We start from the raw sequence: 13,007 nt of genomic DNA, 5'->3' as shown, positions 1-13,007 counted from the left end.
CGCCTGGACCCGCCCTCCGCCGGACTCATGCCTGATCGATGAACAGCTTCTGCACCGCCGAGAAATCCTGCCCGCCCAGGCCCTGCTGCAACAGCAGGCGGTAGAGGTTCAGCGCCAGGCTGCCCATGGGAATCGCGGAACCGGCCTGCAGGGCGGTTTCCTGGGCGAGGCCCAGGTCCTTGGCCATCAGGCCGGCCATGAAGCCCGGCTGGTAGCCGTGCGAGGCGGGGCTGTTGGCGTGAACGCCGGGCCAGGGGTTGTAGCGTTCCAGCACCCAGTTGCCGCCCGAGCTCTGGCGCATGATCTCCGCCAGCACGCTCGCGTCCAGGCCGCAGCGGGTGCCCAGCGCCATGGCTTCGGCGGTGCCGATCATCTGCACTGCGAGCAGCAGGTTGTTGCACAGCTTGGCCAGTTGCCCGGCACCGTCAGCGCCGGCGTGAAACAGGTGGTGGCCCATGGCTAGGAACAGCGGCCGAGCCCTTTCCAGGGTCTGCGCGGCCCCGCCGATCATGAAGGTCAGGCTGCCGGCAGCAGCCCCGGCGGTGCCGCCGGACACTGGTGCGTCGAGCATGGCCACGCCGTGGGCGGCGGCGGCCCGGTGAACGCGGCGGGCCGCCGACGGGGCAATGGTCGAACATTCCAGCACCAGGCAGTCGGCGGGCAGCGCGGCCAGCAGGCCTTCTTCGCCCAGGTACAGCTCCTCCACCTGGCGCCCGGCTGGCAGCATGCTGATCACCGCATCCACACTGCTGGCGGCATCGCGGGCCGAGGTAGCTGCCCGCGCGCCTTCGCTGGCCAGTTGAGCCACCGTTGCCTGTACCAGGTCGAATCCGCTCAGGGTGTGACCGACCTTGAGCAGGTTGCGGGCCATGGGCAGGCCCATGTTGCCGAGTCCGATAAAGGCGATACGGGCCATGGCGGCTCCTCCGTACGGGGGCTGTTGAGGTTTCGGCACCTATAGATCGGCCAACGGATGCGCGCCCTCCCATGTCGGCTGGAAATGCGCCGCGACCACGCTGGCTGGCACCTGGTCCACCTCCGGCCAGTGCCACTGCGGATGGTTGTCGCGGTCGATCAGGCGGGCGCGCACCCCTTCGGCAAATTCGGGGTGGCGGCAGCAGTTCAGGCTCAGCGTGTATTCCAGGCGGAACACCTCGGCCAGCGACAGGTGGCGGGCACGGTGCAGCTGCTCCCAGATCAGGTGTGCGGTCAGCGGGCAGCCGCCGCTGAGGGTCTGGCCGGCGCGGCTGAGCAACGGATCGGCATCGTCGCGCAGGCTGCTCAGCGCCTGCCAGGCGGCGGGCAGGTCGGCGACGTCGAGCAGTGCATCGAGGCGCGCGCGCAACGGTAGCCATTGGGGTTCGGGCAGCCGGGGAATAGCCTCCAGCTCCAGTGCCTTGAGCAGGCTGAGTAACTGGCGCTCCGGCTGGCGTTGCCAGTTCAGCTGCATCAGGCCGGCCAGCAGGGCATCCTGCTGACTGTCCAGGAGCACACGGTCGGCCAGGCCCAGTTGCAGCGCGTCATGGGCGTTGAGCTGGGCGCCGCTGAGCGCCAGGAACAGTCCGAAGCGCCCCGGCAGCCGGGGCAGGAACCAGCCGGCGCCGACGTCCGGGTACAGGCCGATGGAAATTTCCGGCATCGACAGCCGCGAGCCGGGTGTGACGACGCGCACCGCCGCGCCTTGCAGCAGGCCCATGCCGCCACCCATCACGTAGCCGTGGCCCCAGCACAGCAACGGCTTGGGGTAGGTGTGCAGCCGATAGTCGAGGCGGTATTCGTCGGCGAAGAAGCGCGCCGCCAACGGCGGTACCTCTCCCGGATGCTGGCGACAGGCCTCCACCAGCTGGCGCACGTCGCCGCCAGCGCAGAAGGCCTTTTCGCCCGCGCCGCGCAGCACCACGCAGGCGATCTCCGGGTCGTCGGCCCAGGCGCCCAGGCGCGCGTGCAGGGCTTCGATCATCGGCAGGCTGAGCGCGTTGAGGCTCTGCTCCGCGGCGAGGGTCGCCACGCCGATACGCTGGCCGTGCAGGCCGGAGTGCTCGGCGAATTGCACGTTCATGTGTTGCGCCAGCGCGGGTCGCGCTTTTCCAGGAAGGCGTTGACGCCTTCGCGGGTGTCGTCGGCGTCGAACAGGTCGACGAAGCGTTCGCGCTCGGCACTCAGCCAGCTGTTCGGCGCTCGCTCGCGGGCGCCCTGGATCAGCGGCTTGATGGTGCGCACCGCCACCGGGCTCTGGCGCGCCACCCGTGCGGCCAGCATCAGCGCGGTGCCGCGTGCCTCGCCACTGTCCACCAGTTCCTCGATCAGGCCGATGCGCAGCGCGGTCTGCGCGTCGATGCGTTCGCCGCACAGGATCATGCGCTTGGCCCAGCCTTCGCCGACCAGCCAGGGCAGCGCCTGGGTGCCCCCGGCGCAGGGCAGCAGGCCCACCGTGGCTTCCGGCAGGGCCAGCTGCGCCTGGCGCTCGGCGATGCGGATGTCGCAGGCCAGCGCGCACTCCAGGCCGCCGCCCATGGCGTAGCCGTTGATGGCGGCGATGGACACGCCGCGGAAATCGCGCAGCGCCTCGAAGGCCTCGCCGAACAGCCGGGCCATGTCCCGCGCGCGGGCCTTGTCGCCGTCGGCGAACAGCTTGAGGTCGGCGCCGGCGCTGAAGAAGCGCTCGCCCTGGCCGGTGATCACCAGCGCATAGATGTCATCGTCGCGGTTCAGGTGCTCGATCAGCAGCTTGAGGCCGATCAGCGAGTCGCGGTCCCAAGTGTTGGCGGGCGGGTGGCTGATGGTGATCAGCGCGGTGTGGCCGATCTTTTCCACGGTGAGCTTGTGGGTCAGCTCCAGGGGGATGGACTGGTAGGGTTCGACGGCGTGGGTCATGCAGGTCCTCCGTTCGGGCCGGTCTACGGCGGGTTCGAATGGCCCCTCGCAGGGCCGCCTGTGCGCCCGGCGCCCGGGGGCGTAGTCGTTGAGATAACCATAGTCGCCGTGCGGCCCGGAGAGTCGATCGGCAGCAGTTGCCTGCCAGCCGGCGGGAGCATCCCGGCGAGCTACAGGAGCTTGTCCGGCTGGCCGGCCGCGCGGCGCTCGGCCTGCCACTCGCTCAGGCTGGGCGCGCCCTGTTCGCCGTCCAGGTGGTGGACGATCTCGAAGAAGTCCTGGTGCAGCGGATCCTTGAGCACCTCGGCGCGTGGTTTGACCTTGACCACATAGGTGCGTTGCACGTTCTGGTGGTCGAAGGCCCGCCATTCCTGCTCACCCTTGAGCAGCCGGTAGCGGTGCCCCTCCAGGGCCTTGATCACCGCCTCGCTCTTCAGGCTGCGGGCGCGCTCCACGGCGTCGCTCCACTGGTGGACGATGCCGTAGGCGTGGGCGGCGGAGCTGGTCGGGTAGACCTGGTAGCGCTCGACATAGGCCTTCACGAAGGCGCGGCCACGCTCGCTGTCCTCCATGTCCGGTACCCGCCAGGTCCAGGGGGTGGTGCCGAGCACGCCTTCCATGATGGAGGGGCCGGCCTGTTCGACCATATGCCCGGTGATGTTCGGCACCACCACCTGCATGCGCGAGGTCAGGCCTGTCTCGTGAGCGATGCGCATGGCGCGCACCAGGTCCTCGCCGAAAAGCACCAGGGCCAGTACCTGGGCATCGCTCTTGCCGGCCAGGGTCAGGGCATCGCGGTATTGGCTCAGGCGTGCGCCGGGAAAGGGTAGGCGCACGCTGGGATGGCGGGCCTGGTCTTCGCTGCCGGTCGCCGTGCGCAGCGACGCCTCGCTGGTCAGTCCCCAGGTGTAATCGGAAGTCACGTAGAAGTAGCGCTTGTTCGGCAGATGCTGGGCCAGGTACTGGCCCAGGGCACGGGCGCTCATGGTGGCGTTGTTGCTCTCCCGGAACAGGTAGCGATGGCCGTCCTTGCCGGTGGTGTCGTTGGAGTAGCCGAGGGTGCCGAAGTAGATCAGGCCGTGCTCGCGGGCGCGCTTGCCGGCGGCGATCGCCACGGCACTGGACGCCCCGCCGAACAGCATGGCGGCGCCTTCCGCGGCCAACTGGTCGACGTTACCCACGGCCTTGTCGACCTGCGAGGCGCTGTCCAGGGTGGACAGCCGCAACGGCCGGCCCAGCACGCCGCCGCGGGCATTGATCTCATCCAGGGCCAGCAGGGCGCCGCGCATCTGCGACAGGCCTTCTTCCTTGTAACTGCCGCTGCGCGGGTAGTTGAGGCCAAGGGTGATGGGATCGGCGGCCTGCACGCCGGTGGCGAGACCAACCCAGAGCGCCAGCGTGGCAGTCAGGCGTTTCATGCGTAACCTCTCGATCTGTATGGAAATTGGAACGTTTGTACGCAAACCTGCCGATGGACGGCATCGGCTTTTGGTCTATAAGGGTGCGCGTTTTGTGTGACAGCTCTCACGTGTCGCGAGCAAGGTCGCGGGCTGGCGTGGCCAGAGTGGGGCCGATTGCCGCGGGTGCGCCTTGACTTGCCGGGAGGGCTTCTCTAGCGTGCCGGCCGGACGAACGAGGGGGTATTCATGAGCGACAACCAGCGCATCAGGCTGGAGCCCGGCTGGAAGGCGGCGCTGAACGAGGAGTTCGCGCAGCCCTACATGCGCGAGCTGGGCGAGTTTCTGCGTAGCGAGAAGGCCAACGGCAAGGAGATCTACCCGCCCGGGCCGCTGATCTTCAATGCCCTGGATTCCACGCCGCTGGACCAGGTGAAGGTGGTGATCATTGGCCAGGACCCCTATCACGGCCCCGGACAGGCCCACGGGCTGTGCTTCTCGGTGCAGCCCGGGGTGCCGGCGCCGCCGTCGCTGCAGAACATCTTCAAGGAACTCAAGCGCGACCTGAACCTGCCGATTCCCGGCCACGGCTGCCTGCAGCACTGGGCCGAGCAGGGCGTGTTGCTGCTCAACACCTCGCTGACCGTCGAGCGCGGCCAGGCGGGTTCCCATGCCAACGCCGGCTGGCAGCGCTTCACCGATCGCATCATCCAGGTGGTCAGCGAGCGCCGCCCGCACCTGGTGTTCCTGCTCTGGGGCGCCCACGCGCAGAGCAAGGAACGGCTGATCGATCCGACCAAGCACCTGATCCTGCGCTCGCCGCACCCGTCGCCGCTGTCGGCCCATCGCGGCTTCATCGGCAACGGGCACTTCAGCCGCGCCAACCGCTACCTGGAACAGCATGGCATGGCGCCGATCGACTGGCGGCTGCCGGAATTGGCCGAGGGGTAGGGCAGCGACGGTCGGATACTCACGCGAGCACGAACGCGTCGCCAGGCGCGCCGTACCGGCGCGCTGGTGGCCAAGAAAACACCTTGACCACCCCACGTCTACGTCGCGATTCGGCGGCGATCAGCCGCGCGCGGCGCGGATCAGCTGCTTCATCTCCTTCACCGCGTCCCTGAAGCCGACGAACAGCGCGTGGGCGACGATGGCGTGGCCGATGTTCAGTTCGTGGATGCCGTCGATGGCGGCCACCGCCTCGACGTTGTGGTAGTGCAGGCCGTGCCCGGCGTTGACGATCAGCCCCTCGGCGCGGCCCAGGCGCACGCCTTCACGGATGCGTTCCAGCTCTCGGGCCTGGGTCGCGGCATCGGGGGCATCGGCGTAACGACCGGTGTGCAGTTCAACGGTCGGGGCACCGACGCGGCGTGCGGCGCGGATCTGACTTTCATCGGCGTCGATGAACAGCGACACCTCGCAGCCCAGTGCGCTCAGGCGCTGTACGGCGGCGCGGATGCGTTCTTCCTGGCCGGCCACGTCCAGGCCGCCCTCGGTGGTCAGCTCCTGGCGGGTCTCCGGCACCAGGCAGACATGCTCCGGGCGCACCCGCTCGGCGAAGGCCAGCATCGCCTCGGTGACGCCCATCTCGAAGTTCATGCGCGTCTGCAGGCACTCCTTGAGCAGCAGCACGTCGCGCTCCTGGATATGCCGGCGGTCTTCGCGCAGGTGCACGGTGATGCCGTCGGCGCCGGCTTCCTCGGCATCCAGTGCGGCCTTCACCGGGTCGGGATAGCGGGTGCCGCGCGCCTGGCGCAGGGTGGCGACGTGGTCGATGTTGACGCCCAGCAGAATGGGATCAGGCACGGGGTGGCTCCTTGAGATTCATGAACAGCTCGCGGCTGACCAGGGGTCGGCCGCCCAGATGGGGGGCCAGCGCCTGACGCATCAGGCGCTTGGCGGTGGCAAGGGTAGTGGGCTGTTCCCAGTCGGCGTCGGCCAGGGCGCGCAGATCGCGGCCCAGGAACAGCCCGGGTTGCAGGTGATCGACCGCTTCCAGGCCGGACTCGGGCAACAGGCGGTACCAGACTTCCGCCACCAGCGGCTGGCCCTGGACATCATGTTCAAGGGCGAAGCCATAGCCCAGCTCGTCGAGCAGTCGCCATTCAAAGGTGCGCAGCAAGGGCTGCAGCGGGCGCCCGGCGGCCAGCGCCTGCAGGGTCAGCGCGTAGTGCTCGAACAGCGCCGGATGCGGGTCGTGGGCCGGCAGCAGGCGGATCAGCAGTTCGTTGAGGTACAGGCCGCTGAACAGCACGTCGCCATGCAGCAGATTCGGGATGCCGTTGGGCTCCAGGCGGGCGACGGTCTTCAGCTCGCCCTTGCCGCGCAGCTCTATCTCCAGCGGCAGGAACGGCCGGGCCTGGCTGCCGGACTTGCCGCGCGCGCTGCGCAGCACCGCGCGCAGGCGCCCCTCGGGGGTGAACAGGTCCACCAGCGCGCTGGTTTCCTTGTAGGGGCGGCTGTGCAGCACGAACGCCGACTGCGGCGCGCCGGCCTGGCTCATGGGGATCTACAGGTCGAGGTAGCCGAGCGAGCGCAGGGCGCGTTCGTCGTCGGACCAGCCGCCCTTCACCTTGACCCACAGGTTGAGCATCACCTTGGAGTCGAACAGGGTTTCCATGTCGCGGCGGGCGTCCTGGCCGATGCGCTTGATGCGCTCGCCCTTGTCGCCGATGAGGATCTTCTTCTGGCCTTCGCGCTCCACCAGGATCAGTGCGTGGATATGCAGGATGCGACCCTCCTGCTTGAACTCCTCGACCTCCACGGTGATCTGGTAGGGCAGTTCGGCACCCAGCTGGCGCATGATCTTCTCGCGCACCAGTTCGGCGGCCAGGAAGCGGCTGGAGCGGTCGGTGATCTGGTCTTCCGGGAAGAAGTGCTCGTTCTCCGGCAGGCGCTCGTTGACCAGGTTTTCCAGGGTGTCGAGGTTCTGGGCATGCAGCGCGGAGATCGGCACGATCTCGGCGTTGGGCAACTGCTCGGCCAGCCACTGCAGGTGCGGCAGCAGCTCGGCCTTGTCTTCCAGCTGGTCGGCCTTGTTGACCGCGACGATCAGCGGGCACTTCACGCCGCGGATCTTCTCCAGTACCAGCTCGTCCTCGTCGGTCCAGCGGGTCCGGTCGACCACGAACACCACCACGTCGACATCGCGCAGGGCGCTGCTGGCGCTGCGGTTCATGTAGCGGTTGAGAGCCTTCTCGTTGTTCTTGTGCAGGCCGGGGGTGTCCACGTAGATGGCCTGCACCGCGCCTTCGGTCTTGATGCCCAGCATGTTGTGCCGGGTGGTCTGCGGCTTGCGCGAGGTGATGGCCAGCTTCTGGCCGAGGATATGGTTGAGCAGCGTGGACTTGCCCACGTTCGGGCGGCCGACGATGGCCACGTAGCCGCAGCGGCTGATGTCATTCATGTGTGTTCTCCACGCCCAGGGCCACCAGGGCGGCCGCGGCGGATACCTGTTCGGCGATGCGGCGGCTGGCGCCCTGGCCGCAGGTCTTTTCATTGAGCAGGCTGACCCGGCATTCCACGTAGAAGGTGCGGCAATGCGGATCGCCCTGGATGTCCACCACCTCGTACTGCGGCAGTTCGCAGCCACGGGATTGCAGGAATTCCTGCAGGCGGGTCTTGGGATCCTTGTTGGTGTCCACCAGGGTCAGGCTTTCCAGTTCGTTGGCCAGCCACGCCAGCACACGCTCGCGGGCCTGCTCCATGCCGCTGTCCAGGTAGATGGCGCCGATCAGGGCTTCCAGCGCGTCGGCAAGGATTGACTCGCGGCGGTAGCCGCCGCTCTTCAGTTCCCCCGAACCCAGGCGCAGGTAATCGCCCAGGCTGAAGCCGCGGGCCAGCACGGCCAGCGTCTCGCCCTTGACCAGGCGGGCGCGCAAACGCGACAGCTGGCCTTCGCGGGCCTGCGGGAAGCGCTCGAACAGCGCTTCGCCGGCCACGAAGTTGAGGATGGCATCGCCGAGGAATTCCAGGCGTTCGTTGTTGCGCCCGGCAAAGCTGCGATGGGTGAGGGCCAGGAGCATCAGCTCCTGGTTCTGGAAGGTGTATCCGAGCTGGCGCTCAAGGCGGTTGAGTGGGGGGTTCACTGGACTCTTACGCGGAATTCTTTATCGAAACGAACCACCAGATCGAGATTCTTGATCAGGGGTTCACGCTTTTCGTACTGCAGTCGTGCGTGGAAATACTGGTTTTCCACTTTCACCGTCAAGGCCTTGCGCAGGTCCAGGTCACGAATGCTGTTGACCTGCATGCCCTTGCCGACATGGGTGTAGAAATCGCCGACGCTGCGGATATCGGCCGCCTTGTCGGTTTCGACCGAGGCGATGATCTTCTCCAGCGACAGGTAGTCGAGGTAGTGGGGGATGACCTTGAAGGCGGTGCTGGCGAAGAAGGCCACCACCGCCAATGCCATCAGCCAGCCCAGCAACGACAGGCCTTTCTGGGTGTGCGGGAACGTCATGAGCAACCTCGGATGCGGATTCAGAGGCTGCCAAGCCTATAAAAGCCGCCGCCGGCATATTGCCTGACGCCGCACAAATCAGTGGATCAGACCTACCCGGGTAAAGTTCGGCAGGTTGCTGCCCTTGGGTTCCGGCCAGCTCATCCACACCGCGAACGCCTTGCCGACGATATTGCGGTCGGCCACCATGCCGCGCAGCTCGGGATCGATCGCCGGATCGTCCCAGTAACGGCTGTCGTTCGAGTTGTCGCGGTTGTCGCCAACCATGAAGTAGTAGCCTTCCGGTACCACCCACTCGCGGCTGGGCTCGATGCGGTAGCGGCGCATCTCCTTGCGGATCAGGTGTTCCACCGCGCCGAGCTTTTCCTCATACAGTGCAGCGCTGCCCAGCGAGCCGGGCTCCTGCTGCAGGAAGGATTCCGCCACAGGCTGACCATTGATCACCAGGCGCTTGTCGCTGGTGTAGCGCACCGTGTCGCCGGGCAGGCCGACCACGCGCTTGATGTAGTTGATGTTCGGATCGCTGGGGTAGCGGAACACCATGACATCGCCGCGCTGCGGATCACCCACCTCGACGATCTTGGTATCGAGTACCGGCAGGCGAATGCCGTAGGCGAACTTGTTGACCAGGATGAAATCGCCCACTTCCAGGGTCGGCTTCATCGACCCGGAGGGGATCTGGAAGGGTTCGACCAGGAAGGAGCGCAGCACCAGCACGATGGCCAGCACCGGGAAGAAGGACTTGCCGTACTCGACGAGCAGGGGTTCCTTGTTCAGTTTCTCCAGCACCTTGTCATCGGCTGCGCCGTTAACCTGGCCCTGGTAGGCGGCAATCGCCGCCCGCCGCCGCGGGGCCAGGACCAGCAGGTCGAACAGGGCCAATGCGCCGCAGATCAGGACGGCGAGAACCAGCAACAGCGGGAAATTGATCGACATAGAACTCAGCTATCCACCTTGAGCACAGCAAGGAAGGCTTCCTGCGGGATTTCCACGCTGCCGACCTGCTTCATCCGTTTTTTACCGGCCTTCTGCTTCTCCAGCAGTTTGCGCTTGCGGCTCACGTCGCCGCCGTAGCACTTGGCAAGTACGTTCTTGCGCAGCGCCTTGACCGTGGTACGCGCCACGATCTGCCCGCCGATGGCTGCCTGAATCGCCACGTCGAACATCTGGCGCGGGATCAGTTCCTTCATCTTTTCGGTCAGCGAGCGGCCCTTCTGATGGGAGCGGTCGCGGTGAACGATCAGCGCCAGGGCATCGACCTTCTCGCCGTTGATCAGCACGTCGAGGCGCACCAGGTTGGCGGCCTGGAAGCGGTCGAAACTATAGTCCAGCGAGGCGTAGCCGCGGCTCACCGATTTCAGGCGGTCGAAGAAATCCAGCACCACTTCGTTCATCGGCAGGTCATAAACCACCTGCACCTGGCTGCTGAGGAACTGCATGTCGCGCTGCACGCCGCGCTTCTCGATGCACAGGGTGATGACGTTGCCCAGGTGCTCCTGTGGCACCAGGATGGTGGCGCGCACGATGGGCTCGCGCATTTCCTGGATGTTGGCCAGGTCCGGCAGCTTGGACGGGTTGTCCACGTAGACGGTGTCGCCGTTCTTGAGCACGACCTCGTAGACCACGGTCGGCGCGGTGGTGATCAGGTCCAGGTCGTATTCGCGCTCCAGGCGCTCCTGGATGATCTCCATGTGCAGCATGCCGAGGAAGCCGATACGGAAGCCGAAGCCCAGGGCGTCGGAGCTTTCCGGTTCGTACTGCAGGGCGGCGTCGTTCAGGGTCAGCTTCTCCAGCGCGTCGCGGAAATCCTCGAAGTCATCGGAGCTGACGGGGAACAGGCCGGCGTACACCTGCGGCTTGATGCGCTGGAAGCCCGGCAGCATCTCCACATCCGGCGTGGTGGAGAGGGTCAGGGTGTCGCCCACCGGCGCGCCCTGGATGTCCTTGATGCCGGCGATCACGAAGCCCACTTCGCCGGCCTTGAGGTCCGCGGTTTCGGTGTGCTTGGGGTTGAACACGCCGACGCTGTCCACCTGGTGCAACTTGCCGGTGGACTTGACCAGGATCTTGTCGCCTTTCTTCACGCGGCCGTGCTTGACGCGCACCAGCGAGACCACGCCCAGGTAGTTGTCGAACCAGGAGTCGATGATCAGCGCCTGCAGCGGGGCTTCGATCTCGCCTACCGGCGGCGGCACCACGGTGATCAGGCGCTCCAGCACATCCTCCACGCCCATGCCGCTCTTGGCGCTGCAGGGCACGGCGTCGGTGGCATCGATGCCGATGATCTGCTCGATCTCTTCCTTCACCTTGTCCGGGTCGGCCTGGGGCAGGTCCATCTTGTTCAGCACCGGCATCACTTCCAGGCCCTGCTCGATGGCGGTGTAGCAGTTGGCCACGGATTGGGCTTCGACGCCCTGGCCGGCATCCACCACCAGGATGGCGCCTTCGCAGGCCGCCAGCGAGCGGCTGACTTCGTAGGTGAAGTCCACGTGGCCGGGGGTGTCGATGAAGTTCAGCTGGTAGGTTTGCCCGCTGCGTGCCTTGTAGTACAGGGTCACGCTGTGGGCCTTGATGGTGATGCCCCGCTCGCGCTCCAGGTCCATGGAGTCCAGTACCTGGGCTTCCATTTCCCGGTCGCTCAGGCCGCCACAGATCTGGATGAAGCGGTCAGCGAGGGTGGACTTGCCGTGGTCGATGTGGGCAATGATGGAGAAATTGCGGATATGGCTCAGGTCGCTCACGGGACGTTACTCGATGGGCCGCGGGAACCTCCCGCCGAAAAATAGTCGGAGATTCTACCTGAAGCCCGCAAAGGGCGTCACGTCCGCTGGGGGGGGAGAGGAAGGGCGCGGGCCCTTCCTCCCGAGGGGGTCATTCGGCCAGCTTGAAGGTAATGAAGCTGGCGCGGCCCTGGCGTAGCACACGCATCGACACCGAGCGGTTCTTCGGCAGGTCCTTGGCGACCTGCGCGAAGTGCTGGGACGACTTGATGGCCTGGTTGTTCAGGTGGGTGATGACATCGCCGGGGCGCAGGCCGATGGCCACTGCCGGGCCACCCTGCACTTCCTTGATGACCACGCCGCCCTGCAGGTCGAGGCTCTTGCGTTGTTCCTCGGTGAGCTCGATGACCGTCACGCCCAGTCGGTTGCTGCTGCGTTCCGCACCGTTGTTGCCGCGCGGCATGGCCAGGGGCTCGCCCTCTTCGGGCAGGGCGCCGATGGTCACGTTCAGGGTGCGGCGCTGACCTTCACGCATCACCTCCAGGCGCGTCTTGCTGCCGGGCTTGAGAATGCCGACCCGGTGCGGGAGGTCGCTGGACATCACGATGGGATGGCCGTCGAGGCTGAGGATCACATCGCCGACGCGCAGGCCGCCCTTGGCCGCTGGGCCATCTTCCAGCACCTGAGCTACCAGAGCACCGGCGGGACGGTCGAGTCCGAATGATTCGGCCAGGTCCTTGTTCACTTCCTGGATCACCACGCCCAGCCAGCCGCGGCTGACCTTGCCGGTTTCCTTGAGCTGGTTGGCCACGTCGAGGGCCACGGTGATCGGGATCGCGAAGGACAGGCCCATGAAGCCGCCGGAGCGAGTGAAGATCTGCGAGTTGATGCCCACCACTTCGCCATCCAGGTTGAACAGCGGGCCGCCGGAGTTGCCGGGGTTGATGGCCACGTCAGTCTGGATGAACGGCACATAGCTTTCGTTGGGCAGGCTGCGGCCCTTGGCGCTGACGATGCCGGCGGTCACCGAGTAGTCGAAGCCGAACGGCGAGCCGATGGCCAGAACCCATTCACCCACCTTGAGGTTTTCGGACTTGCCGAGCTTCACGGTGGGCAGATTCTTGCCTTCGATCTTCAGCAGCGCCACGTCGCTGCGCGGATCGGCGCCCACCAGCTTGGCTTCCAGTTCGCTGCGGTCGGACATGCGCACGAGAATCTCGTCCGCGTCGGCGACCACATGGTTGTTGGTCAGCACGTAGCCGTCGTCGGAAATGATGAAGCCTGAGCCCAGCGACTGGGCCTCGGGCTGCCTGCCGTTGCGCGGCGCCTGCGGCAGGTTGCGCTCGAAGAACTCGCGAAACAGCGGCGGCAGGCCTTCCAGGTCGGGAATCATCAGTTGCGACTGGCCGCGCGCCGGCATTTTCTGACGGGTGCTGATATTGACCACGGCCGGCGACGCTTCCTCCACCAGTTCGGTGAAGTCCGGCAGTTGGGCCTGGGCCGCCAGGGCGTGACTGCCCAGCAGCACGACCAGCAGGGTGCTCACATAAGTCC

Annotated in this window: 13 protein-coding genes; 1 reads left to right on the top strand and 12 read right to left on the bottom strand. The window is 66.5% G+C overall.

The window, feature by feature from the left end:
• Window positions 1-25 precede the first annotated feature (25 nt).
• From mmsB to SF06_RS08000, 4 genes are all read right to left on the bottom strand, one after another.
• Window positions 26-916, bottom strand: a complete 891-nt coding sequence (mmsB, locus tag SF06_RS08015; protein ID WP_039560708.1) for a 3-hydroxyisobutyrate dehydrogenase — start codon at window positions 914-916, stop codon at window positions 26-28.
• A gap of 39 nt (window positions 917-955) precedes the next feature.
• Window positions 956-2,059 carry an enoyl-CoA hydratase/isomerase DspII gene (dspII, locus tag SF06_RS08010; RefSeq protein WP_027589459.1) on the bottom strand — a complete coding sequence of 368 codons (1,104 nt, stop codon included), beginning with the start codon at window positions 2,057-2,059 and terminating at the stop codon, window positions 956-958.
• On the bottom strand, window positions 2,056-2,874 hold the full coding sequence (locus SF06_RS08005; RefSeq protein WP_027589460.1) for an enoyl-CoA hydratase: 819 nt from the start codon (window positions 2,872-2,874) through the stop codon (window positions 2,056-2,058). The genes dspII and SF06_RS08005 overlap by 4 nt, the downstream gene beginning before the upstream one ends.
• A gap of 170 nt (window positions 2,875-3,044) precedes the next feature.
• Window positions 3,045-4,292 (bottom strand): ABC transporter substrate-binding protein, encoded by a 1,248-nt coding sequence (locus SF06_RS08000; RefSeq protein ID WP_027589461.1) that lies wholly within the window; start codon window positions 4,290-4,292, stop codon window positions 3,045-3,047.
• Window positions 4,293-4,520: 228 nt separating this feature from the next.
• Between SF06_RS08000 and ung the strand changes: the two genes are divergently transcribed.
• The gene (gene ung, locus SF06_RS07995; protein WP_027589462.1) at window positions 4,521-5,222 is read left to right on the top strand and encodes a uracil-DNA glycosylase; all 702 of its coding nucleotides are present in this window, start codon (window positions 4,521-4,523) and stop codon (window positions 5,220-5,222) included.
• 120 nt (window positions 5,223-5,342) lie between these two features.
• Here the strand turns inward: ung and pdxJ are convergent, their stop codons facing one another.
• From pdxJ to SF06_RS07955, 8 genes are all read right to left on the bottom strand, one after another.
• Window positions 5,343-6,077 (bottom strand): pyridoxine 5'-phosphate synthase, encoded by a 735-nt coding sequence (gene pdxJ, locus SF06_RS07990; RefSeq protein WP_039560705.1) that lies wholly within the window; start codon window positions 6,075-6,077, stop codon window positions 5,343-5,345.
• Entirely contained in the window at window positions 6,070-6,774 is a 705-nt protein-coding gene (gene recO / locus SF06_RS07985) for a DNA repair protein RecO (protein ID WP_039560700.1), read from the bottom strand. The genes pdxJ and recO overlap by 8 nt, the downstream gene beginning before the upstream one ends.
• A 6-nt stretch (window positions 6,775-6,780) precedes the next feature.
• On the bottom strand, window positions 6,781-7,677 hold the full coding sequence (gene era / locus SF06_RS07980) for a GTPase Era (RefSeq protein ID WP_039560698.1): 897 nt from the start codon (window positions 7,675-7,677) through the stop codon (window positions 6,781-6,783).
• Window positions 7,670-8,359 carry a ribonuclease III gene (gene rnc, locus SF06_RS07975; protein WP_027589466.1) on the bottom strand — a complete coding sequence of 230 codons (690 nt, stop codon included), beginning with the start codon at window positions 8,357-8,359 and terminating at the stop codon, window positions 7,670-7,672. The genes era and rnc overlap by 8 nt, the downstream gene beginning before the upstream one ends.
• The gene (locus tag SF06_RS07970) at window positions 8,356-8,733 is read right to left on the bottom strand and encodes a DUF4845 domain-containing protein (RefSeq protein ID WP_039560696.1); all 378 of its coding nucleotides are present in this window, start codon (window positions 8,731-8,733) and stop codon (window positions 8,356-8,358) included. Before SF06_RS07970 ends, rnc begins: the two co-directional genes overlap by 4 nt.
• A 78-nt stretch (window positions 8,734-8,811) precedes the next feature.
• Window positions 8,812-9,669, bottom strand: a complete 858-nt coding sequence (gene lepB, locus SF06_RS07965) for a signal peptidase I (RefSeq protein ID WP_027589468.1) — start codon at window positions 9,667-9,669, stop codon at window positions 8,812-8,814.
• 5 nt (window positions 9,670-9,674) lie between these two features.
• On the bottom strand, window positions 9,675-11,474 hold the full coding sequence (gene lepA, locus SF06_RS07960; protein ID WP_027589469.1) for a translation elongation factor 4: 1,800 nt from the start codon (window positions 11,472-11,474) through the stop codon (window positions 9,675-9,677).
• Window positions 11,475-11,604: 130 nt separating this feature from the next.
• Window positions 11,605-12,999 (bottom strand): DegQ family serine endoprotease, encoded by a 1,395-nt coding sequence (locus tag SF06_RS07955; RefSeq protein ID WP_437123603.1) that lies wholly within the window; start codon window positions 12,997-12,999, stop codon window positions 11,605-11,607.
• Window positions 13,000-13,007 lie beyond the last annotated feature (8 nt).

Origin of the sequence: Pseudomonas flexibilis, assembly GCF_000802425.1 — a bacterium.
GTDB lineage: Bacteria > Pseudomonadota > Gammaproteobacteria > Pseudomonadales > Pseudomonadaceae > Serpens > Serpens flexibilis.
The sequence above is the reverse complement of the archived record's forward strand: the minus strand, read 5'-3'. Positions and strand labels throughout refer to the sequence as shown.

Bases quoted from the DNA above. Each gene is read 5' to 3' on its own strand.
- ung (WP_027589462.1), top strand. From the start codon at position 4,521: ATGAGCGACAACCAGCGCATCAGGCTGGAGCCCGGCTGGAAGGCGGCG.
- SF06_RS08000 (WP_027589461.1), bottom strand. From the start codon at position 4,292: ATGAAACGCCTGACTGCCACGCTGGCGCTCTGGGTTGGTCTCGCCACC.
- era (WP_039560698.1), bottom strand. From the start codon at position 7,677: ATGAATGACATCAGCCGCTGCGGCTACGTGGCCATCGTCGGCCGCCCG.
- mmsB (WP_039560708.1), bottom strand. From the start codon at position 916: ATGGCCCGTATCGCCTTTATCGGACTCGGCAACATGGGCCTGCCCATG.
- SF06_RS08005 (WP_027589460.1), bottom strand. From the start codon at position 2,874: ATGACCCACGCCGTCGAACCCTACCAGTCCATCCCCCTGGAGCTGACC.
- dspII (WP_027589459.1), bottom strand. From the start codon at position 2,059: ATGAACGTGCAATTCGCCGAGCACTCCGGCCTGCACGGCCAGCGTATC.
- lepB (WP_027589468.1), bottom strand. From the start codon at position 9,669: ATGTCGATCAATTTCCCGCTGTTGCTGGTTCTCGCCGTCCTGATCTGC.
- recO (WP_039560700.1), bottom strand. From the start codon at position 6,774: ATGAGCCAGGCCGGCGCGCCGCAGTCGGCGTTCGTGCTGCACAGCCGC.
- SF06_RS07970 (WP_039560696.1), bottom strand. From the start codon at position 8,733: ATGACGTTCCCGCACACCCAGAAAGGCCTGTCGTTGCTGGGCTGGCTG.